The organism is Alkalihalobacillus phoenicis (assembly GCF_047302405.1).
Classification (GTDB): Bacteria; Bacillota; Bacilli; order Bacillales; family Bacillaceae_D; genus Alkalihalobacillus.
In genome coordinates, this window is the sequence record NZ_CP154853.1 from 1,982,183 (window position 1) to 2,007,236 (window position 25,054).

Genomic DNA, 25,054 nt, shown 5'->3' on the forward strand with positions numbered 1-25,054 from the left:
GCAGGGATTAAATTATCCCCACTTTAAAAAACTACCTAATTTTTCTTTCATCGCTTTCTTATAATCTCCATCTTGAACCGCTGCTGAATATGCATCTTCTTGCTTATGATCCGTTGGAACATATGAGTTTTTCAATACAGTTGAATTAATGACTGCTTGCAATTTCTCAAACTTAGATTCAATTTCCTTAGCATCCGTAATGGAAATTAGTTCGGCAAACTCAGATAAACCACGTTTTTCAAACTCAAACGCAATTTTTTGATCGAACAATTCTTTCTTTTGATTTTCTAGTTCGATTTCTTCTTTTGACTTCTCCTTTGGCTGTTTGCTAAGTAATTCATTATAATCAGCCTTGACTTTATCTAACTCATCTTTCACCTCCTTTACTTGAGCTTCATGATCAACATCATCACTTTTTTCTGATTCCGTTAAATCTGTGACTTTTACTTCCTCAACTCCATCTGGCTGTTTTACTTCCTCTTCGTTTGTTTCGACTGTTTCAACTACACTTTCATTATTTTCTTCCATTTTAGTTCCTCCTATTGTAGTTTAGATAAACCTAACTCCCTTGCTTTGTAGGCCATCATTAAGTTCTTTGTAAAATTTCTTAGTGTCATTAACACCGTGCATAGTGACATCAACGTTAAAATGATTAGATGTATTATTTGTCGTTGAGTTATTAGCCGCATGAGAATTATTTAATTTTGGTAATTTATAGTCTATGTTTCTAGCTTTTTCAACCATTTTTAACATATTCTCGGTATCACTCTTATTCAAAATTAACTCTTTCTCATGAAGAACAGCTAATTTACCACCTTTGAAGTTACCTGTGTATCCACCACTTGCAAAGCTTGACACATTCTTAGGTGATGGAGTAGGAGTGGTTACGTTATAACTTCCTCCACTGAGATTAATACCATTCAACATTTTCTGTGCTTCTGAAATTTGATCAATCAGATTGTTTGAAATACTTTTACCAATAACTCTCATATTAGATTGGATTTCTTTTGAGAAATCTTTAAGTGTGTTAATCATATTATTGACATTGCCTTGTAAGACTTGTTCTCTCATCTTGGCGAATTGACGTTCATCGTTGATTAAATCATCATAATGACGTTCAATATTCTCTTTATCCGTCTCTAGTTGTTCTTGCTGTTGCTCCATGTGATCGGTTTCAAGTTTTCGTTCAGCGTCAATTAACTCTTTTCTATCGTCTAGTTGTTGTTGTAAGGAATCTTTACGTAACTTTCTCTCACGATTAGTAGTAAATTCTTCAATTTCTCTAACTTTGTCAGTTAGTTGCTTTTCTAAATCAACCACTTTAGCTCTAGCTTCCATTGAATCATCCATTGAAAGGATGTCAATTTGACGTTGAATTTCTAATCGTTCTTTTTGTCTATCAGCTAGTTGCTTAGCATAATCTTCTTCATCTGCTTCTTTATCAATAGAGTCAATTTTAGCTTTGATTAAACGATCATATTGATCCATTTCTTCATCAAGCATCTTCATCTTCTCGTCATGATTCTTACGTAAGATTTTCATTTCATTTTCATTAACATCTAAAGCAATTTGTCTTTGTTTCTCATAGGCTTGTTTATAGGCTTCTATGATTTCATCAGCTACACGATTAAATGAGTCTTGAATGCTTCTGTTGATGTCATCAATTGTTTGAAGTAACCCATAATACTCAGACTTAGCAGATGCGATATTATCTTTTAATTGAGCTTTTTGAGCTTGATTGAGATTCTTATTAGACTTCAACTCTTTACTCATATATTCAATGGCGCTTTGAGTATAATCAGCTTGTTGTTTCTTTAAGTTAGCAAGAGAAGATTGTCTTTGCCGATATGTGGCATCTGTTTCTTTATAAGTAGAAAGGTAATATTCTTCAAGTGAAATCAGATCATTTAGCGATTGCTTTTGATATTCAAACTCAGCCACCTTTGAATTAACTAACTCCATATGAAGTTGTTGAATCTGATCTTGACTTCTTAAAATATCTTGAGTAATAGAGTTAATCTCAGATAAAGTTTGATCGGCTGTTTGTTGAACTTGTGCTTGTTGAGTTTGAGCTGAAACAGTGGATGTGTTACCACCACTATTGTTATTGTAGTAACCTAATACTTTAGGTACATAATTTTGAGTTTCTTTAAATGGAGGAATACCACCATATTTACGTACATTCCCGGGGCCTGCGTTATAAGCGGCTAATGCTTTCTGAATATCTCCACCAAACGAACTTAATTGTTGAGAAAGATACTTAGCTCCACCCATGATATTTTGAAGTGGATCATATGAGTTAGATACTCCTAATCCTCTAGCTGTAGCAGGCATAAGTTGCATTAACCCTTGAGCACCCGCATGAGAACGAGCGTTAGGATTAAAATTAGATTCGGCTTGGATTACGGCTGCGATTAAGTTTGGATCGAGATTATATTTTTGAGCCGCTTGATTAATTTCGTTCGCATATCGTCCAGAATATGAAGAAGATGAAGACGTAGACGAGGAGGAATTGTTGATCATTCCTGTAGATTGGAAATTATTTGTGCGTAATTGAGTTTGTAGATTCTTTTGCTGATCTTTTTGGAGTTTGATTTGTTGTTCTAAAAGTTTGATTTCTTGTTGAACTGCATCACGATATTTCTTTGAATGAGGTGCATATTGCGATTTAAGTTGATTGACTTTTGCTAATTCAACGTTGAGTTTTTCAAGTGAATTTTTATATTTGTCAGCTATGTAGATAGAATCTTGATTAGCTTTGGAATTGTCTTTTGTTGCATTGGATGCCGATCCTGTGCTAGAAGTTAATTCATCTAATGATGTGGCTAAGTCGTATTTTTGATTTGTGAGTTCTGGTAATTGTATACTTACCTGATCAATAGCTCTAGCAAATACACCATAACCAGAGTTGTGAATCATTTGATTAGCTATGCCGAATACACCAGATGGACTGAGAGCAGCCATTACATTGCTCATCATGCGATTAGCTTCATTGTAGGCTTTGATTTCAGCGTTAATTAATTGAATTCTATTCTGAGTCTCAATGAGCTGTTTGGCTGTTTTAGCTTCTTCATTGGTCATCATACCCGAAGCTAGACCAGAAGTGGCTTTTAATAGTTGTTCATCTGCTTTGATTTCATTACGAATAGCATCGATACGTATTTGACCATTTTTGACTAGGTGAGGATATTGTTTGGATAAATGTTGAACAGCTTGAGAGAGTGCTTCTTTTTGTTGTTTATTTAAATTTTCTTCACCTGAAAGCAGAGAATAGACGTTAGCGTGATGTGCGTTGGCTTCGGTTAGTTCTTTTGTGACTCCGAATAGAGATTCTGTGATGTCGACTCTCTCTTCCATTGCACTATTAGAAGCATTTAAAGCATCTTCTTCATATTCGAAAGATTGAATCAACCCGTCAATTGCTTCAGATCCGTCATATGTACCATTAATTAATTGATCAATTGTTTCTATGCGTTGTTGAACACCGTCTCTATTTGATATTGCTTCATTTAAATCTTGATGTTTGCTTGTGTACTCAGCTAATTTATCATCAGACATAGCTTTGTTAAAATGACGGAGCTGGGATTCATATTCTTTTAGCTCTTTATGTGCGGCTTTAAGTTCTTGAGCTGTGTCAGCATCTTTTACTTTTTTAGCTAACTCACTTCGTAGCTTATCGGCTTCCTGAACAGTATGAACATTATACTGCTCCTGAAATTTTTGTATTTTATCATAAGATGATTTAACTTTATCTTCTATTTGACCTAAATCTTCTTCAATGTCAGCAACATTTGAATTAGCTTCAATTAATTCAATTTCAGCTAATGCTTTTGTTTGCTTCAATTGTTCATTGGTCATTTTTTCAAGGGTTGTTATGTATTCATTTGCTTTTTTATTGTTAAGCTCTAATGTATCACCATATTGACCAGTTAACTCAATTAAATGAGGAGAAATTGAACGAATATCTTCTAGAACATTTTTTAATTCATCTTGCTTGTCGGCTCCATCGGATACTTCATTTTTTAAGTTATCATGTTGCTCGATTAGATCTTTTAGCCTGTCTGTGCTCTCTTGACTCTTAATAGCATTTTGAACAAGTGCATCTGTATTAATATTAGATGCCCTAGCTCCACCTATGAAAGCACTTGCCAATAGTTCAAGTCCAACTAAACCGGCACCAATCCACCCTAATGAAAGCTTTGCTCCTAATCCAGCTAAACTGAGTGCTTGGAATGCTCTAACTAATCCATATACTCCACCAGCCAATAGGGGAAGTTTAATATTCCACCCATTTGTAGCATCGGTTAATTCAGTGAATCCTTGCGTTAAAGTAGTAGCGACACTAATAAAACCACGAATTGTAGACTCTACACCGTTGTCACCCATCACTAAGGCTAATTCTTGCCAACTTGCTGTAAGTTGATTAATCTTAAATGCAATCGACTCTGAATAAATCTCCATTTCCTTTTGAGCTGAACCATGTGAATCATATGCATAATTAAGTAATTCAACTGTTCGAGCCTGACCTTCAATTAAAGAAGAAACCTTATTGACGTGATAAACTCCACCTAATTGTTGAGAAATAGCATTCTTTTGCTGTTTACTTAGTGTATCCCATCTATCAGCTAAGTTTTGAATAATCACATCAGCGGCTAATAGTTCACCAGATGTACCTTTTGTAGCGACACCTAAATCTTCAAGATCAGAAATAGTGGTATCTCGAAGGATGCGATTGTAGAAAGTCTTTAAGAAGTTACCTGCTTCTTTACCGCTAATTTTCATAACTTCTGTAACTGTAGCAATTTGAGCAGTTAACGTCTCAAAATCGACTTCTGCTGTTTTAGCAGCAGTACCACTCTTACTAATACCATCAGCTAGATCTTTACTTGTGCTTCCACTATTATTCGACACTTCATTGTAGACATCAACGACCCTTGTAACTTCCTGAATATCCATCCCATACTGCTTAATGGCCGCTACTAAACTGTTGCTGGCATAAGCGTCTTCCATCTCGCCAACAGTAGCTAGTAATAAAGATGAAGTTGCCATTATCTCTGTTTCAATCTGGTCGAATCCCATCTTTGCAAATGTCTCCATAGAAGACAAAACGCCATCGACAGTCCTTCCTAATTCAAAAGCTAACTCAATTGAATTAGATAGCATAGCTTCCATGTTCGTACCGTCTTGGGCAACCTTTTCGATACTAGTTAATTGTGTATTTACATCGATGATAATATCACGAATAGATGTTAACCCACGTATCGCTCCATAAAAAGCCGATGAAGCTCCAACCCAAATTGGAAATTTTTTCATAGCATTAGAAATAACATAACTTAAACTATTTGTCTCAGCAGTAGTTTTTCGTGCATCAACTCCAACTTGTCTCATAGATAACGCAAGCTTATCCATTTCATGCTTTAATCTCGGTGTGTCGGCTCTAAGCCTGTTTACAGAAGCTAATTGAGCATCTAAAGCCGCCTTATCAACAGAAGGATATTTCCTCGTTAATTCTTGGGCTTGCAACGTTTGTTTTTGTTTAAAAATTTGAAGTTGTTCATTTAGTAGTTGATTCTCTTTTTTTATAGCCTGTTCCGTCTTTTGTCTATTTTGAAGTTGCTGTTCAGCTATTTTTTGAGTATTATCAACTAATTTTCGTGAAGATTCCTCAAATCCATTCTTTAAAGTCCCGTCAGGCATACTCAACGAAACAAGATTAAATTTTAATTTTTCTACTGTTCCATTAGCCTTCTCTACGTTTAATTGAAATTCTTTAACTTGCTTTGTCGCTGGATCAATCGTCTTATCAACTTTAACTTGGCCAAGCTCGGAATATCTTTTTACCGCTTTATCTACTTCAGTATAAAGCTCCTTAGCACCTTGCTTACTTTGATTGATCTCTTTTATAGCAGATTGATCATCGATAATTTTTAATCCATTATTTTTTAATACTTGTTGCTGTAATTGATTAATTTGCTTTTGAATATCTTTAATGTTTTTCGTTGAAACACCAATATTCAAATCTAAATTGGATGCAATTAGATCTAAACTTTTTTGAATCTCAGTAGTTGACAACTTTTTATTTAAATCCGCTGTTACTAGAAATCTAATATTATCGCTCACCGGTCACTCTCCTTTCCATTAAAAAGAAAGTGAACCGTATCAGCCCACTTCCTCACTTTTTTCCTCTTCAATTTTGAATGCATTATTAATCAATTCTTGATTCGCAATCTTTAATTCTGTAAATTTCCGTTCAGCTTGCTTCATAAAGTCATCTTGTACTTTCGCTTGAGCTACGACTTCACTCATAGATCCCCAAACTTTTTCAAGCTCTGATGGATCAAAAGCAACTTCAATAATTTCTTTATAAAAGCCACTGTTGATAAGGTTGTCCATGAAAATAATTTGCTTTTCAAATTCATCGGGAACACTTGTCTTTAAATGAGTAAAATATTTAACGCACAAAAACATGACATATTGTGGAATAAAATCTGCTTCCAATGTGATATTTTTATCGTTTGCATAAAGAATTTTCTGTTGTAATTCCTTCATTAACTCCTGAATATCAGTTTCCTTGAATTTAGGAGAAAACTCTAATACACTACCATTTGATAGCTCAACTTCCTCTTTTTTATTCAGCTTTTTAGCTGCATTGTTGATACTTGTCATAGTTAATTTACTCTTCTTGTTTGCCATGTTTAATCATTCTCCTTTTAATCTTTTTTTATAAAAATAAAGCGTGAAAATATAAACTATTTAAACCTTTTATTTTTATAAAAAGGGGAAGTTACTCCCCTTAATTATGTATTAATCTTCCTCATCAGGATCTGGTTCAGGTGGAGGAGGGGCTTCATCGGTTGTTATGATTAATCGTTCAGACAATCCCGATTCCTCTCCGTCCTCAGAAACAGCAGATACACGATAGGTATATTCTGTTTCCTCATCTAATCCTGAATCATGATATTCCGTATCCGTAACGGTATCAATTACTTGACCATCTCTACGAATCTTATAATGCTTAATTCCCCCAAAATATTCAACAGGACTCCAAGAAAACTCTACTGATTCATGATCTATGGAGTTTACTGTTAATCCTTGGGGTTTATTAGGGCGTATCCGTTACTGGAATACGTTTGAACGCTCCAATTTTAGAATGTTCTTTTGGCTTCAGCACTCGGAATGACATTTCATGTGTTACGGCTTCACGAGCGGAAGCCGTACTAATTGAGAAGTTTGCAGAAGGCTTAACACGAGGATACTCAAATTGCAATAATGACATTGTTTGCTCATCATCATCGATTTCTAAAGTTTCAAGAACAAGCTTTACATCCTTTGGAAATTTACCAGAATCGATTTCAATTGTTTGAGTCGTCTGAGGTGTTTTGTATTTGTAAGTCACAACTCGTACAGAATCGCCTTCTTCCACACCGCTTGAAAATGCAACTTCTTTTCCTGTGATAAGGATTCTTTCATGTGCTATTACTTTCCCGTCAGAATCCTCAACTACCATATCTTTTTCTCCAAGAGGTGTATTATCTAAGGAAATTGTGTCATCCTCTCCGACTTTATACCACTTTGGCATTGCATAAGCTTCGCCCTCACCTGTGATTACATCTGTTCCCACATGCTGTGCTAAAGCTTTAAAGTTAAAGCGTGGTGTTTGGAAATCAATTGTAATTTCACGTCTACCGTGTAAAATGGCAATTAACTCATTTCTTCCTGCAATTACATCATTTGTTTCTGTTTCAATTCCGATATCCGCTTGTGATAACTCATCTTGTGCGATAACCTCACCATCGGCTGAAATAAGTAAAGCCTTAAATACATCTGCTACTAAAGACATTAAAAAACCTCCATTAATTTTTTTATTTAATAAAAAATAAGACCAGCTATTTAACTGCTCTTACTTGATACTCTCTTTTATATTGCTTAACTTGTCGCCACTCACGAATAATCCATCGTACGGGTTGCTACTGATATTAGTTTTTTCAGCGAAATGTAACTTGCTAATTTCTTTTGCGTGACCAATCATGGCTAGATTAGCTTCATAAGATTTAATTTTATTTACACGAGCAAACTCAGACCTTATTTGATAAACTGTATAATCTAATAATTCACTTGGATGTTTACCACTTGCAACTTGGATTGTGGTTAAAAATTCTTCTATGTCCATATCTATCCCATTTTTAGCCCTTGCTCTCAACACCATTTCAGCCCATTCTTGCTTGATTTTACTTTTAAAAACAGGCGGCTCAAAGATTAGGTTTTGTTGCATAATAAGTTCCCGCAAAGCATCATAATTTTTACTATGGATGACATTGCTACCGACCTTAAATGCTAATTGATAGCTTGGTTGACTCGATATCAATTTCACATCATCAATTCGCATGACGAGCTTAAATAATCTTATTAGATTATCTATTACATTGCTTTTAGGATCGCTTATGGAAATAACTCCAAGTAAATCCAATAGTTTTAAATCTTCATTTTCTACGGTTTTTTTCATGTGATCAACATCAAAATGATTATAGTTAAGCGTTAATATACTAACAAGTTTCATGAACTCATCATAATCTCTTACCCTAATCGGATATACATTACCTATGCTTTTTAAATAAGTAGGCTCACCTTTCCAGTTTTTAAGCATTACTTAACGCTCCCAAAAGCAAAACGAAGCCTGAATCCTACATAATGCTTGCTTACGGCTCCAATTTGACTGCCACCTACAAAATCCATCTTACCTAAACCCGTCACATGTTTATTAAATAAAATATCTGCAATTTTGTCACAGATCCACTCTAATCGGAAATCATTCTGAAATGAATGGGGAACCAAAACATCTATAATGACATCTTGACTGGCAGTTTTGTAGTTACCGGTTGCGGAACGATTGTGAGGATAAAATAGAACACGGGGAACTTCATCAGTCTCTAATTCCACTTCACTGACTGTAGGAGTAATTCGACTATTGATAATTCCCCATTTTTCATTGTCAGGAAGAGATAATATATCTGGCCTATCTAATGTATCGATTAACACATTATCATTTAAATTTTTAGCAGGATAAACCAATAGTTTTAGCAAATCCTTGTCTTTAACTAAAGCACTATAAACATCCATTACATTTTCACGTAATCGCATTGGTCGCAATCACCTCCCTTTATTTAACTTACTTGATAGGTTCGAATATGTACTCATCTTTATCATCTAGATCATCTTCATCAATGAAATGATGTGAAAGATCATCATAAATCGAATCTATGATATTAATTGCATCATCTTGAGTTAATCTTGGATCTTTTTCTAACTCTTCAAACATCTCTTCAAGCTGTCTCATAAACTTAGAGTAATCCTCACTCATAAATGTCACCTTGTTTTTTCATATCAGTATCGTTATCCTCTAGAGCTTCAATCATGTCTGCAAATTGCTCTAATCCTGCGATAAAACTTTCTTTCTGTTCTTTGGTTGTCATTCTATTTTCCCTCCAATCAATGCGAAATTGATCCAATTCCTTCATTTTTATAAGCTTTAACAAACAATACTCATATATCGCTCTCTCGCTGGATGGGTTGTCCAACGTTTACCATTTACAATTTGACTTATGCATGGTTGTGAAACATTAAAAATTTCAGCTATTTTCACAACACCGTAACCACTTGAAAACAATTTAAATACTTCATCAACTTGTTCGTAATCCAATCCTCTTTTACCATTTCTTGTTGCTTCAGACCTCTCTAAAAGCGTCAATTTAGGCTTAATAACCTTTTCAACTTTAGGTCTTCCTACACTCAATCCATTTGCAACAGCTCGCTTAGTATTAACCTCTGGCAATACCCATTCCAGATTTTCCTTTAAATTAAAAAGTTGATTATCTTTAGGATTACTGAACAACTTAATGTTTTTATGGTCAATAACCAAACCATCAGCCCAACCATCAATCCAGCCCAAACCAACTAATCGATGCATATACACAGTTTTAGACCTATTATCTTTATTCCTCAACCCGTAGCGAAAATAATATGTTCTATCACCACCAATATGCGGTTTTACATACCTTTTCCAATCGGTATTATATACGCCTATGTATCCATCATCAAACATATGTACTTCATAAAAATCTTTTATCTCATGTAATGTAGGCAACGTATTCACTTTTATTTTGTCAATAATTTCATAGTTACTTCTCATTTTCGAATAAAATTCTGGATCGGTATAGTTTTTTCGTCCATTTTGAACGGTAATGACAATCTCTATTTTCTCATTTCCACAGGGTTCACAATAGCTATTATCATCAATAACCATGCAATTAGTGCAATACTTGGAACTCTTCCGCTCCATCAATCTCAGCCACCTTTCGTACGTTTACTTTCATCCACTCTCCATTCTTAATAAGTTTAAGAGCTAGTTGGAAGTAATCACCCTTTATCAATTCATAGCTCTCCCTAAATAATTCATTTGTGCTCTCAATCTTTGCGATTTCTTCAACACATTTCTCTTCATTTTCAGCAATAAATAGCCGTATGTCTTCAACATTGTCTAAATCTTGCGGAGTACACAAATATAAATATTTTTTACTCATATCGAACACCGCTTAATTTAATCTTTGGCAAGTTGTGATTCATTGGTACCCTTTGATTAAATTCAGGTAATTCAATTCCTTTTTCCTTTGCTTTATCTAAGAGACTAGCTAACTCAGATTTATTAATGACCTGGTCTTTTAAAGAAGTTGATTCCTTCTCCTCATTTGTTTCACTTTTATATTTCACATGTACGAGCACATGATCAAGTTTTTCATTTAATAAACGCAAATCAGTTTCATATTGCTCAAAGTACCTTTGCGACAACCCTTTATATAAATTGTCTAACTGTTCTTTTACCGCACGTCTAGTTGTGTAATAGATTATATCGTCTAATTGTTCTTTTGTTAAAATCACCATTTCATCACGTTTCATTTTATCTATCCTTTCATCTCTTTTAATTTAAAATTAAGGAAGGGGGATAATACGAGGAATGCACGAACAGGGCTAGATAGCAATTATCTAGCCCACTACCTCTCATGCATACTAAAAATAAAATAAAACTCGGAGAAAATACATTTATGGCAAATGTATTTTATGATTTACTTTTTATTTATAATGGACGCAAGTAAATCTGGGCAGTCTTATATGACCGATAACGTCCGTGGCTCTTACTCAACCGGTACTTTTCGCCATTCATACTCTTTAGCCTCTTTAATTATCGCTATCAACTTTTGCTCTTTCTCTTTGCTAATGTTGCATTGATAATTAAAAAAGCGACTGATGAGCGGTTGCGAACAATTTAACTGTTCACTTAAAGCTTTATTCGTTATATTCTTTCTTTTCTTTTCCATAAATAATAAAGTTATTTCATCTCTGGTCATCATCCTTTCATTCCTTTCGCCTAATATTTACTCAATATATTTACTCAATATGTTTATTAAATTAATTGATTTAAAAAATTGGGGGCAGTGTCAGAACTGCCCCAATTAACAGGGGGATTGTAAAATATCACAAATACATAAACTAGTAATGGATACTCATAAAACAAAAAAAGGATTAATGTTGGATAATCCTTCATTAAATTTAAAATGCTCAACGCTATCACCTGTTTTATTGCATTTTAAATTTAATGAAAAATAATCATTGCTATTGATATAAAATAATGGTATGCTAAAGATGGATATAAATAATCATTTTTAATAAAAAATATAAAGAGGAAAATTACACTTACTCTGACTTTACGGTTCATCGTCATTCAGTGGTGCACTCCTCTCTCCATTAGGGTAGAAATTTAAAATAAGAAAAAAGCCCATTTTTATTAAGAAAATGGACAGTTATGTATATACTTTTTTGGGAAAATATCTATTTTTTACTTCTTTTTTATGAGATTTAAAAATGTCTTTCCATGTGTTCGATAGAGAGAATTTAACAGATGAATAGAAATGCTAGATAATTGATTGGTGCTAGTCTTTTTATTCGTTTCAATTGAAATCAACTTTAACAACTTATGTATTGTGGCTCTCCTTATAGTCTTTTTAGCAAGCTTTTCATCTAGATTGTCGTAAGCTTCTTCCAATTTAATCCTCTTTTCTTGATATAGTTCTTCATCTTTTTTATCACATTCTTCATTTGAGTTAATCCTCTTTATCTTCTCATCAAAGTCCTTTACCAAGTTAATTATGTCATTGATTTGTTGCTCATCCGCTTTTTCATTATCTAAATCTATTAATAAATTTTCAAAAGCAAGATTTTTCCGATACGGCGCTTTGCCGATTTCATCAATATACTTAATCAATAAATCCATAGGACAATAAAATTCTTCTTTATTTACATTCGAATTAGAAACATATTTCCAAAATTCAGGTTTATTCCTTCTTTTGAGTTTCATTTTTACTTCGCCACTTCTTTTATACCTAGCTTCTTCTCCTTCTTTATTCAATACTGGCTGTAATGATTTAGCTGTGTAGCAGGAACGAATTTCACGCAACGCTTTATTAACATCTACAGTAACAATTTTTTTACTATAATCTATAGCCACATTCGACAGGACGACCGCAACTGCTATATTTTTTTGTATTTGCTCAAGCTTCTCATCCTTTGAATCCCCATCATCTTCATTCATTTTCACATCCCAAAATAAGGAAACTTGATACTGCGCAACATTTGTTGTTTCACCAATCCAACTTTGAGATTTCTCCGTCTTCAAATCAATCTCCGCAATATTACTATAATTAAACTCAGTTGGATTAGGCTCCGATTTGATCTTGTTTAAAATCACTGGATAAATTCTATTACTCAAGGTATGATTGACAGCACTTTGCATATACGTATCTTTTAGAACGAGTAAAGTGTCAGAATCCATATCCATGCCATTAAGTCGGGATAATATATTATTGCGTATACTATTGATAACAATTATGTTTGGCGTTTCTTTAAAGTTAAAGTACCTCTCAAGCAATTCATTATATACATTTTCCACTTCAAAATAATTATTCATAGAATTATGAGGGTTTCTTGCGACTATGTATTTTTCATTAAATTCATATAGCGTGGTATATACTTGATTATCTTGCAGGGTATGAGATTCGTTATCAAATTGATCAACCACACTCAATAACAATTCATACGGATTGCTGCAAACTGTACAATAATCACCTTGCAAAAGTAATCGACCACCCTTTACTTTTGTTTTATAATTACTGATTTGCTTCGCTCTATAGTTTCTAAACATTTTAGTTCTCACAATATCTGGATTTATCTTATAAATCTCGCTCAACATTTCATATGCGTTACTCATATCTTTATTATTTTCCAAATACTCAATAAATGGTTCATCATCTACATTCCCATTCTCATCCACAATACCTTGTAAAGATTTTATGTGTTCGACTTCAAATTCAGCTAAATCTTTTACTCCACTTTCATCAACATCTAGAGTGTTGATCATCTGATAAGACGAATATGAGCGGTCATCATTTTTGGAAGGTTTTTCCGATTTACAGACACCAAATTTAAACTTGTCTTTTTTCACTCGCTTACACCAATTTGCATAAGCTTCTTTTTCCTTACCGTCAGCATATTTCAAGAATTTAGTGGAGCTGGGCGTACTTATAACAAGTATATCTTTTGCTAATATCTTATTTCTAAAAGTATCTGTCAACTTCCATTTTTGATAATCTGAGTTTACTTTCGGATCATAATTTGCATTATTCGGATCTGTAAGCTCTTTATGCTTGTCAATTAAAAACAATTGGATATTGGACGAAAACAGGCACGATTTCCAAAAATGCTGACGAGTGAGAATCATCCCTTTATCTCCTCGACCAATATTATCTAGGAGCGATTTTTCAATCAAACCTTCGCCATCCCAGATGTTGTTTTCAATCGTTGCATTTTCATTGTATACCGCTTTAAGGTCATTACCTACTTCAATTGCTCCTTCTTCAAAAATGCTAAACTTATCGTCAGTAATAAAAATATTCTTTGGGTTAATATCAATAGTCGTTTCAATTGAAGATGAAACGAGAGACTGATAGGCCAATAAACTCGCTACATCTAGCTTACCAGTTAAATCTAGTCCCATATTCGACCACTCAATCATAGGCTCGTACAATTCATCTAAAATGAAAAGAGCATTAGATTGCCTTGACTTGCTTGCAGTTCGTTTATAAAATCGATATTTCCTTCCTTTAAAAGTAAATCCATTCGTATACAAATATTTACGCAAATCAGGAGCTGCCATCTTATTGAATATATCAGTATCCTTATTTTCTTTGATTCTTTTAAAGTGGTCTTTTACAAGTTCAGCTTTATTATTAAGATACTTAACACTCTTTTGGAGCTTTTCTCTTTTCCTTGCATTCTTAATCTGTTTGATAATCTCCTCATTCTTTCTGGCTTCTCTACGCAAATTTTTATATTGATTCAGTAATCGTGTCATCACACTATCATAATCACGCACAGACGAAGGGATTTTCTCACCATTCTTCTTTTTGTCCATGAAACTAATATTGATAATCGAATCCGAGTATTTTTTAACCTTATTATTTTTTTCAATGGTCTTTTCCGACAATAACCGTTTATATGAACGGAGTTTTATGAGTTCTAATGAATAAGGTATCATCCCTTTATATTCATATCTCATTACATTTTCCAAGCCGCGTACACTCATATTATAGATACTTTCCGCACTAATCGATGGTATGTATAAGTTATTATTATCTGTCAATCACATCTACCCCTCTATTTTTAAATTATTGAGAGGAGGGAGCAGAACGTTTGCCCCTTCTCTCATCCAACACGCTATGTTTAACTTTTTTTCCATATGTACTATTCTTTTATCGGCCTTATCAATTTAGGAAAACTAGACTTATTCAAATGTTCCTCAGTTATGTTCATTTCTGCTTTAATCAACTTGTTGGAGCTAACTATCTCTAGATTGTACTTATCCAACATTTCTCCTATAGATCGTTTAAGTTGCTGCTCCTTGAATTTCTTTTGTCCTTTAAAGTACGACTTCACACCTTCAAGGATTTCCTTTTCCGTTGCCCAACCTTTTTGCCCTATGATATTCAATGTCGAAACTTCTATATGTAAAACTATGTCCTCATTCAGTTCAGCAATAACTTTCCCTTGATCTTGTGGAAAGACTCTATCAGCTTCTGAACGACCGTAATTCCTTAAAATTCCTTCATAATTCATCGACTTTGTAGTTAAACCTTTCTTCATCCAATCTTCACAACGAGTATCCAATTCAGCAAAAAAGTCGAAACTGTATAATTCCATTTGGTATGTCGAATTCCTATATTTATATTTTTTATTCCGTTTATTACGGAGTTGAAATTTGATAATATCTTCAGGAACCTCAGATTCAGGGAGCTTGTAGATTAAATTAAAGAAAGTAAAAAAATTCATTCTATCTCCTGTTACAGCTCTACTCTTATTAAACTTTTTTGAAAGTGTAGAAATCGAGTGATAAAATAATAATCGTTTATCATCACTATCTGCTGGCAAATTTTCTTTAATTAAATCCAACAAAACATATAAATTTTCTATGTATCCATATCTATTGAACATTTTATAAAAACTAGGATAGAGTTCTTGTAACTCATCCGATTGCAATATGTATTTATAAGCATCGATCTCTTCACGTAACTGTTTTTGAACATCATTTTCTTCTATTGTAATATCATATACATCCATCAAAAACTTTCCAGCTTCAGGTAATGTACAAGCTAAAAGCTTCATTGTAATTTGAAGAATTGTTCCAACAAACGGATTACTTAATGAATGACATTTATATAACCAGTGTCCATTTGTTAAATTAGATTGATAAATACTTCCACTAGGCTTGTCTTCATCGTGGAATATGTTGTATAATTGATTTGATTGAGTACCAAGATAGATTAATAGACTTTGTTGCTTCAAGTAGTCGTATACTTGATTCTTGTTATGTAATGTTATCGGTATTGGATTAATAACACTTCTTAATGATTGAATATCTCTTTGATTAATTAACTTTAAATTGTTAGCTATCTTATTAGTATTATAAGTTATTGATTTAACTTTACTTTTATTTGTAGGTGTAATCACTTTACTGCTTTTACACCCTCTTGTCGGATATATATATTCTATACCCTGTATGTCTTGCCAAAGGGTGGGGTCTAGAGGAAGCCTGTTATCATAGGCGACAACATGCAACCCCCTTCCTCCATAGAACAATCTAGCTCCATCAGTACAAGAAATATCCACCATTGGAAACTTCTCATTTATCAACTTCTTGATTAACTCTTTAAATTTCTCTAGGTTGTACATAGGTCTATCCAAAACAAAAACTACCCTAAATTTCGGATGTTCTTCTGTATGCGAAAATGTCTGATAAGCAAAAGCTGCATATTTTTTAATAAACTCATTGTTCAGAGCCTGTTCAAGCGTTGCGGAAATATATCTAACCTTTACATTTTTATTTTCATCATTCCTGAAGCTGTACTCATTATCGAAATCTAATGCAATGACTTGTTGCGATTTCCAATAACTCTCCGTTCGCTTAATATCACCATTTGAATCCTTCTCCAAATATCCACACATGAATGTCTTACCACTCGTTAACTCTTTCGATAACTGCTCCACATTAATATCAATAGAGCTTTTTATAATACTCTTGTTGATTCGATTCCTTATATCATCTGGCGTAGGCTTTCTTTTATATGCCCACGAATCAAGCATTAATTTCAACTAATCACTCCTCTATTTTATATTTGATGGAGGAAGCCGAAGCCCCCTCTATATTAATTTCTCAATGCTTCGATCAGACTTTTTGAAATTCTCGTGTAATCATGGATTTGGATAGAAATTGTATCACCATCTGGATAGTAAAAACCTAGATTTAGTTTGTGCAGCTCAATATTTCTATTGTATAGTTCGTCTGTTAAAAACGTTTCAATTTTCATACCATCAATTTCTTCATTAATATCTTTAAATTTTACACAAAGGGAATCAAAATGAGTTTCAATATCTTCAAAATTTCGATATTCATAAAGCACATTTACAATCACATCATAAATAGTTGATAACAATTCGTCATAGTTAATGAATTCATTAACACTGTAAGAAATTTCATCGTAATTATCTTCTAACTTATTAAATTTTGCTTGTGAAGGACTCCAAGCAAAAACACCTTCTTTTACAAAGATTCTATTCTCAAATAAATATTTATAAGAATCTTTGTGTCCGGCCTTATTTAATACATCCGTAATATCTTCAAGCTGACTCAAACTAGCTATAGTATGGTTCTCATCTTCTTCTTTGACCACTTTGTAAACTGATGGTAACTCTTCGCTATCGATTAATAACCAGTCAGCAATCATTGTGTCTTTTTTTAATACTTGTTTCATTATTGAACACCCCCAACTTCAGCCTCTTCGTTAATATAAGACATCATATCTCCCAATTCTTCTCTAGCTGCTTTATCATATTCATCAGGGAAATGTTTTTTCACAAATTCTTGAATCTCAATTCCGCTAACTTCTCGTTCATTATTAATCAAGTTGTTAAATATTTCTAATTCAATTTTATCATTATCAGCTAATGCTCTGTTTAGCACACTATATTCGATATTAGTTAGATTGCTTTCCATTGTATTCATTAGTTTTAAATGATTGTTAAGATGCTCTTTTGTAGAGCCATATTCAGTAAGTAAAGTTTCGATCTCACGTTCGCAACCTTCGTAATATGGCTCTGTCTTCAATGATTTTAAATAATCGACATAATCATTATGCAAGTGCTCATTTTTCAAGATAAAACCACTGATAATTTCTAGGTATAAACCATCTTTTTCGGATGATTCATTTAGGTAATTAATAAACCTTTGTTGTCTTGTCACTAACCCTAATAACACATCATCATTGTTCATTTTCATTATTGAACCCCTCCTTTTGTTAATGCTTGTTCGATCAAAACAAATGCGTCTTCATTTTTATCTTCAAGATCTTCATTTGACTCCATCACTAAGCTCATTAGCAAACTACCATCATCATGATATTCTGCCCATCCTCTAACATGTTTAGCTAACGTTTCAAATGCTTGTTTGTAAGTTTCAGTTGAATACGCTGAAGTAATTTCAGACTGAAACCCCTTTGCAGTAGCTTCATCCATACCAAGAAATTCATTTGCTTTACCGTGAATCACACTTACCATTTGTTCAAATTCCTTTACTCCAATAAATCCATTTTTATTATTTGCCATTTTACATTCCTCCGAGTTTTTAGTTTATTTTTATTTATTTAAAGGAGCCGAAGCCCCTTTGGTTATGTATTAAACGTTTCAAGCCATAATAAGGTATAAAGAAAGAAGGATCACACCTTGAAAAATATTTCCACATTTATTTCAATAAGCGATGTAAACTTTCTACTTTTTCAATAAGATACATCATTTTTTCATCATTCTCATCCCTATATTTTTTAGCTTTATTTTGAATTTCATTTATTTTATTTTCAAAGAACATGTGATTTGAATACATTTTATTTTTCCAAACTTTGAAATCGATATCCTCAACTATCCCAATAATTTCATTACAACCCTTACAAAAAACAGCCTTAGTTTGCAAAACACCTTTTGTATCTTCCATCCCAAAAGAATCATTTCCGCATTTACATTTAGCGAATCCCATTTTTACATTCCCCCATTCATAGTTCTCATTTCTTCAGCCAACCACTTTTCTGTCTCTTCATCTGCGCCATACTCAGATAATAAAGTTTCGATATTACCTTTTTGATACTCTCCTTCTGGCGACCTCTTTAAATCTTTAAGATAGGAAACAAAATCATCATGAAGATCTTCCCTGCCCCAAATAAAATCAGCTACGATTGAATAATCATTCTCCATTCTATCAATTGAGTCTAACAGCACTTCAAATCTACTCTTTAACATTTCCATATCTGATTTGTACTGTTCACCTAATTTTATATAATCACTTGAGATTTTTTCTGTTAGTTCCACAGATTTTTCTGTCCACTTCACACTCTCCTTAACCATATCCAACATCGCATCATCCTTACTCTGCTCCGGAAAATGCTTTGACTTCGTTTCTAATCTCATGCTCTTTACTTCCTTTACCTTGTTTAAATCGATAATTTTTTTCATGTTATATTTCCTCCAATTTTTAGTTTATTTTTATTACACCAGTGACAAGTACAACTAAGGTAAATCTGCTATCTTTACATCTTTCTCACCTCCTCTCATTTCCGAATTATCATATAATACGGTGTATAATTTTTATATTGACTTATAGGTTGATAGCCTTTATACTTAAGATAATTCAAAAATGAATAAAGGGCTAACTCTGATTTTTTCGGGTCGTGCTTTGATAATGAACTATTAGACTACCAAAGTCAATGGTTTATTTGTCGTTGATAAAAATTAATTTTTAAGGTAAAGGAGTATTTAAACTCCCTAGTCTGCTAAAAGTTCCTCATATTCCCTTTCGCTATCAACCACTTCCGGAAACTCATTTATGTCATTAATTGCTTTATAATCTTCTTCGGATAAGGCTAAGTACATTGCTTTATATTGTGTTGCGAATGATTGAGTCATATGTTTTCTCCTCTTAATTGGTTTATTTTTTTCTCTTAATCGGTATTGAAATCCCATGACTTGCAAGGAGTTCCTTCACCTCATCAGCCAGATGTTTAGTTTTTTCATTGTTAGCTACCGAGGGTGAATTTCCAAACATACAAAGAGCCTCTAATACTACTTGCAATACATCTAAATGTTGAAATTCACCTTTTTCAAAAACTCTATTAAAATGCTCTAACATTTCCATATAAGATGAATCTCTTATTACGTTCATTAATTCACTTAAATCTTCATTTTCGTCTTTACGCACTTCGATCGGCTTTAAAAGCATATTTTCAGTTTGCAATAATAGTCCTTCTTTGACTCTCCTATGGTTTAGATATTTTCTTTCTGATTCATAAGGGTCAATCGTTTCCTCATATGAATAATACTCCTCCGTTTCATAATCAAACCCTGTCTCAGTTACAATTTGCATTTCTTCTTTGGAGAGTTTGTCATAATAAGCTAATTCAACATCCACCATTTCAACCCGATTTAATTCTTTTTGAAAATAATCCGAAGGAAGGTTAAATAGTTGAGATAATTGCTCTAACCTTTTTTCTGGTATTTTCTTCTTTCCTGATACCCAATAATTCAAAGTAGGTGAACTAACTTCTATCTTCTCAGCTAATTCTTTATACTTCATTTTAAATACTCTTGAAATATATTCAATTCCAATCAACTTTAAACACCTCTTAAAACAGATAACTTGTTTGCCTATAACGATAATAAAACAATTAAATAATAAAGTCAACTATTTTAGGTTAAAAAATTAACCTATTTTAATAACTTATTTTTCTTGTCCTGAATTAACATTATGGAGTTCCAACTCGGATCATCATATCCTTACCCTCTGTCGTGCTTTGTGGTGTAACTCCCTATGAAAGTGACTTACACCGCAAAGTAACAACCTCCACAATCGTCACCTAAGAAACTTTAATTCATTTCAAGTGTAATAAGTATACCCAATCCTAAAATTGCTCACAACGCAAATATGAGCGATTTAGAGGGCATTAAATAGACAAGAGCCAAATTAATAGTAAAAATGAGCAAATGAGAATGAATTTTTCCTCGGAATTTAAACGTCTAAATCGTTTGATGAGATTCATGATGACACCTCAGCTAATGCAGCCAACTCATCGTCAAAAATCTTATCAAATGTCGCCAATACTCCACGGTAAAAATATCCAAATACATTCTTGATTTTGCCATATTTAACTTTGTAAACTACACCTTTTAATACTCTATAAACAGCGTCCAAATAATTATCTAGCGAATAATCTAAAGCACACTTACTGTAAGCTAATTGGACTTTGTTGTAGAGTTTAACGATATCTTTCTCGTTTTTTGAGATTAAATTAGCATACATGGCGAAGCGCTCAGGGATATAAGTTGGCAAAATCAGCTGATTTTTAATAGATTTGTCGTGCGTTACGTTATTATGATCTTTAGTTTTTTTAGATGTTAGATTAATAGATTGTTTTGGGTGACAGGTAGCCGGCACATCGGCTGTGACAGGCTCCACAACAGGCTCAGATTCCTCTGCAATCGGCTCAAATGGAACGATTACAAATGTATTACTAGTTTGTCCTCTTCGTCTATTATCTTGCGTCTGATGGACTGTGATGATATTTAAATCGACTAACTCTTTAATATATCGTTGTATAGTGCGAGTCGTGACACCTAGCTTATCGGCCATCGTTTTGTTGGACATATAAGAAACACCAAGTATAACAACGCTATGCTGACTCATGATGGATAATAATTGCACGATAGACTCTTTACATGAATAAGCCTTTAAAGTCTCCATATGAGCGGATACGGATTGATTTAAGCCATCTAGCGTGTCGTGTGACTGTAATGTGTGGCGGTCTGTTGATAATACATAGTCTGGATTGCGTTTTAATAGTGGATTAATATTGATATTGATCATTTTGTTGGTCTCCTTTGAATAAAAGGACACTTGCCAACCTGTCACCCTCTGTTGTGTTTTGCGACACACTTAAAGAAACCTACAAAACTGTTGATTTTTTTGAGGTGGGTATGATAAAATAATACCAGTGAGATATTATCAGTGGTTGGCATTAGAGGAGCAGTGAACTCCCCTAGTGTCTTTTTTTTAATTTTAATTTTTGATTAGATTTACCAATGCTAAAAGCGAATGTGCTAGCTCCTCAGCTTCCTCAATACTGAGAGCGATATATCGCCATCTGATTCGATTAAAATGGCGTGTGGTTCGTCTTTAAGACTCCTAGCTACTCTACATCTGTATATAACAATTGTGTCTGTACTGTGATGTGAGAGCGTATAGCAACATTCTCACTCATGTAATTAATCCTCCTCGATCGTTAATCCAAGTCGTCTAAAATCAACGTGATCGATAATATCGAACGTATAGTATGCCTTTCGCTTGTTGCTGCTGTGATAGGCCATAATGACTTTAAAACTTAATCCACGGGCATCTTTGGTGTATAAATTTACAAATGGTAGATCGACAGAGTAGCGAACGATTACATCATTGTCGATATTGTCTTTTAACTCTTTAATAAACTCCGTTGACGTTTGTTTTTCTAATTCGGTAAAATTGAAAGTTGAAGTGGTCATGAATTTCCCTCCCCTAGTTAAAGACTCCTAAATTTTGAAATCCGATTAAATTGATATCATCTTTAGTACCATCTATTTCCATTTGCTCCATATAGTTGAGTACATTTGCAATGGCCAATGGTCGTAATTGGTCTTTGTTTACTTCTCGTTGTGTAAAAACATTGGTGGTAATTTGAGAATCCTTAACTTGTGCGACAACTTTGTAGCGGATTTGCGTTCGTGTAGTTGTGGTCATTTTATCAGCTCCCTAGTTTTAAATTTAAATACAAAAATGCCCACCGCTTAAACAAACGATAGGCAATGATCACATATTAAATTGGTCACTCATTATTTTTTATATTGGTCACTTTTGTTTGAAAGTGGTCACTCAAATGGTCACTTTCCGAATTCAAATTCGCTTTTCCCACCATTATCTATTATCAATATTTTCCGGATACAAGTCATGATTCATCAAGCGATAATTCGCGATTTCCTCATACTTTGTTCCTCGTTTTCCGTAGTTTGTATACGGGTCAATGGAAATACCACCACGAGGAGTAAATTTGCCCCATACTTCGATATAGCGTGGGTCCATGAGCTCAATTAAATCATTCATAATAATATTCATACAATCCTCATGGAAGTCTCCGTGATTACGGAAACTGAATAAATACAGCTTTAATGATTTACTTTCGACCATCTTTTCACCTGGAATGTAACTAATATAAATCGTTGCAAAATCCGGTTGTCCTGTTTTTGGACATAATGAAGTGAATTCCGGACAATTAAATTTAACAAAATAATCTCGGTTTGGGTGTTTATTATCAAAGGATTCTAAAATGCCTGGGTTATAACTGAACTCATAGCTCGTCCCTTGATTTCCTAATAATGTCACACCATCTAATTCTGAATCTTTTCGACCACTCATTAATAAAAACCTCCTAAACGCCTCTTTTATTGCCCCATAATAGTGTGTGCAATTGTGGCAAAACTTTTGCATCATTCATTACTTGCGAATTAATCGTTCTCTCAATTAACCATTCATAACGGTTTAAAAGTTGCTGTAATAAGTTGTGATTCTCTTCCGTTTTTGAGTCTTCATTCCCCACTTGTAAATAAAAGGGTATGTTCGGATAACGCTTGTGAATGTTTTCTGCATAAACAAAATCAACATCATCAAAAATAACGACTTTGAGACTCATATTATGATTGGCTAACTTATAAATGATCTCATCTAATTTTTCTAAATTGGTTTCCATTTTCGAACTTGGCGGTTTTGGTGAAATCGTTACTTCATCAATATCCAATAACCAATCTTGCCAAATCGAACCTTGGGTTTCGATCGCTGTTTGTATTTGTTTCTCTTTTAATAAATTAACTAGTGCCGCAATCCCTTTATGCAAAGCCGGATTCCCACCTGAGATCGTCACATGAGAAAAGTTAACACCGCCAATTTGTTGAAGCTGTTCGACAATCGCTTCTGCTGTCATCAACGTACTTTTCCCGGTGCCATCCCATGTAAAGGCGGAATCACACCACGAACAGCTGTAATCACAGCCTGAGGTCCGCACAAACATCGTCTTTTGCCCGATGACCATACCTTCCCCTTGAATCGTCGGACCAAAAATCTCCATTACCGGAATCTTCTTCATCCTATTTCACTCGCCTTTGGACGATAGACAACATAACTTGTCGGTGTTTCACGAACGATTGTTTGAATACATTTCGGCTGATTCGTTTGTTGTTTTAAAAACCGGTTGATCTCCGTCGTTATCGTTTCCGCTACGACTTCAGTTGTTGGGTGTTTCCCTTTAAAATCAGGATGATCATTTAAAATCGAATGATCATATTTTTTATGAATTTGATCCTTAATTAATTTAAAATCAATCAAAAAACCAATTGTATCGAGTTCATCACCCACTATCGTCACATTTATCGTATACGTATGACCGTGAACTTTTTGACATTTCCCTGCTAAATCATCATCGATATAATGAGCAGCAGATAAGTGCATATCTTTATTTAACTCATAACGGTATGAATGCGGAACTTGAGGATAGTAATTATAGATCATGATAATTCCTCCCCTTTTTCTTCGAGGTATAAATCAAGACCATTCTTTCTTAATTGACAGGCTGGACACTTTCCACAGCCTTCCCCTCTAACTCCTTCATAACACGTTAATGTCTTATTTCGAACAAAATCGAGAACACCTAATTCATCCGCTAATTGCCATGTCTCTTTTTTGTCTAACCACATTAACGGCGTATGAATCACAAACTGATGGTCCATCGCTAAGTTTAAGGTGACATTTAATGATTTAATAAAACTATCACGGCAATCTGGGTACCCACTAAAATCGGTTTCACATACTCCAGTTACAACATGTCTCGCACCGATTTGCTTGGCATATATGGCTGCAAAAGAGAGAAATAAATGGTTTCTACCTTCAACAAAAGTAGAAGGAAGTTCTCCGTCTTTACCAGCTTCAATTTCAATATCATCTCTTGTCAGTGCATTAGCCGATAATTGACTAATGAGCTGCAAATCCAATACTTTAAAGGAAACGCCTAACTCATCTGCAATTTCCTTTGCACATTCAATTTCATCTCGATGTCGTTGTCCATAATCAAAGGTAACCGTAGCCACTTCCTTAAACGTCTGCAGTGCCCAAACGAGACAAGTTGTGCTATCTTGACCTCCACTAAATACAACAACAGCTTTTTCATCTTTTAACATTACGCTTTCCCCCCTTGTTTTTAGAAGAAAGAGCGTCCGTTCACTCCAGCTTTGAAAATCAAAGCGATTAAAAAATATCCAAAAAAATAAGACCAAGTACTTC

Annotated in this window: 28 protein-coding genes; all 28 read right to left on the minus strand. The window is 33.9% G+C overall.

Annotated elements, in window-relative coordinates:
- Positions 1–12: 12 nt before the first annotated feature.
- The 28 genes from AA0017_RS09390 to queC all read right to left on the minus strand — a co-directional run bounded on the left by AA0017_RS09390 (position 13) and on the right by queC (position 24,951).
- Positions 13–528, minus strand: coding sequence for a hypothetical protein (locus tag AA0017_RS09390; protein ID WP_413381232.1), 516 nt, complete (start codon positions 526–528; stop codon positions 13–15).
- Between the two features lie 21 nt (positions 529–549).
- Positions 550–6,120 carry a phage tail tape measure protein gene (locus AA0017_RS09395; RefSeq protein WP_413381234.1) on the minus strand — a complete coding sequence of 1,857 codons (5,571 nt, stop codon included), beginning with the start codon at positions 6,118–6,120 and terminating at the stop codon, positions 550–552.
- A gap of 39 nt (positions 6,121–6,159) precedes the next feature.
- On the minus strand, positions 6,160–6,693 hold the full coding sequence (locus AA0017_RS09400) for a hypothetical protein (protein WP_413381236.1): 534 nt from the start codon (positions 6,691–6,693) through the stop codon (positions 6,160–6,162).
- A gap of 111 nt (positions 6,694–6,804) precedes the next feature.
- On the minus strand, positions 6,805–7,113 hold the full coding sequence (locus AA0017_RS09405; RefSeq protein WP_413382519.1) for a fibronectin type III domain-containing protein: 309 nt from the start codon (positions 7,111–7,113) through the stop codon (positions 6,805–6,807).
- Complete coding sequence (locus tag AA0017_RS09410) at positions 7,103–7,840, minus strand: hypothetical protein (RefSeq protein WP_413381238.1); 738 nt, start codon at positions 7,838–7,840, stop codon at positions 7,103–7,105. Before AA0017_RS09410 ends, AA0017_RS09405 begins: the two co-directional genes overlap by 11 nt.
- Before the next feature lie 60 nt (positions 7,841–7,900).
- Entirely contained in the window at positions 7,901–8,644 is a 744-nt protein-coding gene (locus tag AA0017_RS09415) for a hypothetical protein (RefSeq protein ID WP_413381240.1), read from the minus strand.
- Positions 8,644–9,138 carry a hypothetical protein gene (locus tag AA0017_RS09420; protein WP_413381242.1) on the minus strand — a complete coding sequence of 165 codons (495 nt, stop codon included), beginning with the start codon at positions 9,136–9,138 and terminating at the stop codon, positions 8,644–8,646. The genes AA0017_RS09415 and AA0017_RS09420 overlap by 1 nt, the downstream gene beginning before the upstream one ends.
- 28 nt (positions 9,139–9,166) lie before the next feature.
- The gene (locus AA0017_RS09425) at positions 9,167–9,358 is read right to left on the minus strand and encodes a hypothetical protein (protein ID WP_413381244.1); all 192 of its coding nucleotides are present in this window, start codon (positions 9,356–9,358) and stop codon (positions 9,167–9,169) included.
- Between the two features lie 168 nt (positions 9,359–9,526).
- Positions 9,527–10,336 (minus strand): hypothetical protein, encoded by an 810-nt coding sequence (locus tag AA0017_RS09430; RefSeq protein ID WP_413381246.1) that lies wholly within the window; start codon positions 10,334–10,336, stop codon positions 9,527–9,529.
- Complete coding sequence (locus AA0017_RS09435; RefSeq protein WP_413381248.1) at positions 10,305–10,577, minus strand: hypothetical protein; 273 nt, start codon at positions 10,575–10,577, stop codon at positions 10,305–10,307. The genes AA0017_RS09430 and AA0017_RS09435 overlap by 32 nt, the downstream gene beginning before the upstream one ends.
- Positions 10,570–10,950, minus strand: coding sequence for a hypothetical protein (locus AA0017_RS09440; protein ID WP_413381250.1), 381 nt, complete (start codon positions 10,948–10,950; stop codon positions 10,570–10,572). The genes AA0017_RS09435 and AA0017_RS09440 overlap by 8 nt, the downstream gene beginning before the upstream one ends.
- A 236-nt stretch (positions 10,951–11,186) precedes the next feature.
- Positions 11,187–11,399: an XRE family transcriptional regulator gene (locus tag AA0017_RS09445; RefSeq protein WP_413381251.1), complete on the minus strand. Its 213-nt coding sequence runs from the start codon at positions 11,397–11,399 to the stop codon at positions 11,187–11,189.
- Positions 11,400–11,887: 488 nt separating this feature from the next.
- Positions 11,888–14,746, minus strand: coding sequence for a hypothetical protein (locus AA0017_RS09450; RefSeq protein WP_413381253.1), 2,859 nt, complete (start codon positions 14,744–14,746; stop codon positions 11,888–11,890).
- Between the two features lie 101 nt (positions 14,747–14,847).
- The gene (locus AA0017_RS09455) at positions 14,848–16,752 is read right to left on the minus strand and encodes a hypothetical protein (RefSeq protein ID WP_413381255.1); all 1,905 of its coding nucleotides are present in this window, start codon (positions 16,750–16,752) and stop codon (positions 14,848–14,850) included.
- A gap of 53 nt (positions 16,753–16,805) precedes the next feature.
- Complete coding sequence (locus AA0017_RS09460) at positions 16,806–17,411, minus strand: hypothetical protein (RefSeq protein WP_413381257.1); 606 nt, start codon at positions 17,409–17,411, stop codon at positions 16,806–16,808.
- A complete protein-coding gene (locus tag AA0017_RS09465) occupies positions 17,411–17,935 on the minus strand; it encodes a hypothetical protein (RefSeq protein ID WP_413381259.1) in 525 nt (174 codons plus the stop codon). The genes AA0017_RS09460 and AA0017_RS09465 overlap by 1 nt, the downstream gene beginning before the upstream one ends.
- Positions 17,935–18,261: a hypothetical protein gene (locus AA0017_RS09470; protein ID WP_413381261.1), complete on the minus strand. Its 327-nt coding sequence runs from the start codon at positions 18,259–18,261 to the stop codon at positions 17,935–17,937. Before AA0017_RS09470 ends, AA0017_RS09465 begins: the two co-directional genes overlap by 1 nt.
- Before the next feature lie 136 nt (positions 18,262–18,397).
- The gene (locus AA0017_RS09475) at positions 18,398–18,685 is read right to left on the minus strand and encodes a hypothetical protein (RefSeq protein WP_413381263.1); all 288 of its coding nucleotides are present in this window, start codon (positions 18,683–18,685) and stop codon (positions 18,398–18,400) included.
- Between the two features lie 2 nt (positions 18,686–18,687).
- Positions 18,688–19,158: a hypothetical protein gene (locus AA0017_RS09480; protein ID WP_413381265.1), complete on the minus strand. Its 471-nt coding sequence runs from the start codon at positions 19,156–19,158 to the stop codon at positions 18,688–18,690.
- 309 nt (positions 19,159–19,467) lie between these two features.
- Positions 19,468–19,608, minus strand: a complete 141-nt coding sequence (locus tag AA0017_RS09485; RefSeq protein WP_413381267.1) for a hypothetical protein — start codon at positions 19,606–19,608, stop codon at positions 19,468–19,470.
- 22 nt (positions 19,609–19,630) lie between these two features.
- Positions 19,631–20,311 (minus strand): helix-turn-helix domain-containing protein, encoded by a 681-nt coding sequence (locus AA0017_RS09490; protein WP_413381269.1) that lies wholly within the window; start codon positions 20,309–20,311, stop codon positions 19,631–19,633.
- A gap of 423 nt (positions 20,312–20,734) precedes the next feature.
- On the minus strand, positions 20,735–21,562 hold the full coding sequence (locus tag AA0017_RS09495) for a helix-turn-helix domain-containing protein (RefSeq protein ID WP_413381271.1): 828 nt from the start codon (positions 21,560–21,562) through the stop codon (positions 20,735–20,737).
- 398 nt (positions 21,563–21,960) lie between these two features.
- Positions 21,961–22,233: a hypothetical protein gene (locus AA0017_RS09500; RefSeq protein ID WP_413381273.1), complete on the minus strand. Its 273-nt coding sequence runs from the start codon at positions 22,231–22,233 to the stop codon at positions 21,961–21,963.
- A 13-nt stretch (positions 22,234–22,246) separates the two neighbouring features.
- Complete coding sequence (locus AA0017_RS09505; RefSeq protein WP_413381275.1) at positions 22,247–22,468, minus strand: hypothetical protein; 222 nt, start codon at positions 22,466–22,468, stop codon at positions 22,247–22,249.
- Between the two features lie 174 nt (positions 22,469–22,642).
- Positions 22,643–23,140 carry a preQ(1) synthase gene (gene queF, locus AA0017_RS09510; protein ID WP_413381277.1) on the minus strand — a complete coding sequence of 166 codons (498 nt, stop codon included), beginning with the start codon at positions 23,138–23,140 and terminating at the stop codon, positions 22,643–22,645.
- A 13-nt stretch (positions 23,141–23,153) separates the two neighbouring features.
- A complete protein-coding gene (gene queE / locus AA0017_RS09515; protein WP_413381279.1) occupies positions 23,154–23,864 on the minus strand; it encodes a 7-carboxy-7-deazaguanine synthase QueE in 711 nt (236 codons plus the stop codon).
- Positions 23,861–24,286: a 6-carboxytetrahydropterin synthase QueD gene (queD, locus tag AA0017_RS09520; RefSeq protein WP_413381281.1), complete on the minus strand. Its 426-nt coding sequence runs from the start codon at positions 24,284–24,286 to the stop codon at positions 23,861–23,863. The genes queE and queD overlap by 4 nt, the downstream gene beginning before the upstream one ends.
- Positions 24,283–24,951, minus strand: coding sequence for a 7-cyano-7-deazaguanine synthase QueC (gene queC / locus AA0017_RS09525; RefSeq protein ID WP_413381283.1), 669 nt, complete (start codon positions 24,949–24,951; stop codon positions 24,283–24,285). The genes queD and queC overlap by 4 nt, the downstream gene beginning before the upstream one ends.
- Positions 24,952–25,054: the final 103 nt, after the last annotated feature.

Bases quoted from the DNA above. Each gene is read 5' to 3' on its own strand.
- AA0017_RS09470 (WP_413381261.1), bottom strand. From the start codon at position 18,261: ATGGCAAATAATAAAAATGGATTTATTGGAGTAAAGGAATTTGAACAA.
- queE (WP_413381279.1), bottom strand. From the start codon at position 23,864: ATGAAGAAGATTCCGGTAATGGAGATTTTTGGTCCGACGATTCAAGGG.
- AA0017_RS09390 (WP_413381232.1), bottom strand. From the start codon at position 528: ATGGAAGAAAATAATGAAAGTGTAGTTGAAACAGTCGAAACAAACGAA.
- AA0017_RS09425 (WP_413381244.1), bottom strand. From the start codon at position 9,358: ATGAGTGAGGATTACTCTAAGTTTATGAGACAGCTTGAAGAGATGTTT.
- AA0017_RS09415 (WP_413381240.1), bottom strand. From the start codon at position 8,644: ATGCTTAAAAACTGGAAAGGTGAGCCTACTTATTTAAAAAGCATAGGT.
- AA0017_RS09420 (WP_413381242.1), bottom strand. From the start codon at position 9,138: ATGCGATTACGTGAAAATGTAATGGATGTTTATAGTGCTTTAGTTAAA.
- AA0017_RS09430 (WP_413381246.1), bottom strand. From the start codon at position 10,336: ATGGAGCGGAAGAGTTCCAAGTATTGCACTAATTGCATGGTTATTGAT.
- AA0017_RS09485 (WP_413381267.1), bottom strand. From the start codon at position 19,608: ATGACTCAATCATTCGCAACACAATATAAAGCAATGTACTTAGCCTTA.
- queF (WP_413381277.1), bottom strand. From the start codon at position 23,140: ATGAGTGGTCGAAAAGATTCAGAATTAGATGGTGTGACATTATTAGGA.
- AA0017_RS09440 (WP_413381250.1), bottom strand. From the start codon at position 10,950: ATGAAACGTGATGAAATGGTGATTTTAACAAAAGAACAATTAGACGAT.
- AA0017_RS09475 (WP_413381263.1), bottom strand. From the start codon at position 18,685: ATGGGATTCGCTAAATGTAAATGCGGAAATGATTCTTTTGGGATGGAA.
- AA0017_RS09500 (WP_413381273.1), bottom strand. From the start codon at position 22,233: ATGACCACTTCAACTTTCAATTTTACCGAATTAGAAAAACAAACGTCA.
- AA0017_RS09435 (WP_413381248.1), bottom strand. From the start codon at position 10,577: ATGAGTAAAAAATATTTATATTTGTGTACTCCGCAAGATTTAGACAAT.
- AA0017_RS09465 (WP_413381259.1), bottom strand. From the start codon at position 17,935: ATGAAAATGAACAATGATGATGTGTTATTAGGGTTAGTGACAAGACAA.
- AA0017_RS09480 (WP_413381265.1), bottom strand. From the start codon at position 19,158: ATGAAAAAAATTATCGATTTAAACAAGGTAAAGGAAGTAAAGAGCATG.
- AA0017_RS09505 (WP_413381275.1), bottom strand. From the start codon at position 22,468: ATGACCACAACTACACGAACGCAAATCCGCTACAAAGTTGTCGCACAA.
- queD (WP_413381281.1), bottom strand. From the start codon at position 24,286: ATGATCTATAATTACTATCCTCAAGTTCCGCATTCATACCGTTATGAG.
- AA0017_RS09400 (WP_413381236.1), bottom strand. From the start codon at position 6,693: ATGGCAAACAAGAAGAGTAAATTAACTATGACAAGTATCAACAATGCA.
- AA0017_RS09445 (WP_413381251.1), bottom strand. From the start codon at position 11,399: ATGACCAGAGATGAAATAACTTTATTATTTATGGAAAAGAAAAGAAAG.
- AA0017_RS09410 (WP_413381238.1), bottom strand. From the start codon at position 7,840: ATGTCTTTAGTAGCAGATGTATTTAAGGCTTTACTTATTTCAGCCGAT.
- AA0017_RS09460 (WP_413381257.1), bottom strand. From the start codon at position 17,411: ATGAAACAAGTATTAAAAAAAGACACAATGATTGCTGACTGGTTATTA.
- AA0017_RS09495 (WP_413381271.1), bottom strand. From the start codon at position 21,562: ATGATCAATATCAATATTAATCCACTATTAAAACGCAATCCAGACTAT.
- queC (WP_413381283.1), bottom strand. From the start codon at position 24,951: ATGTTAAAAGATGAAAAAGCTGTTGTTGTATTTAGTGGAGGTCAAGAT.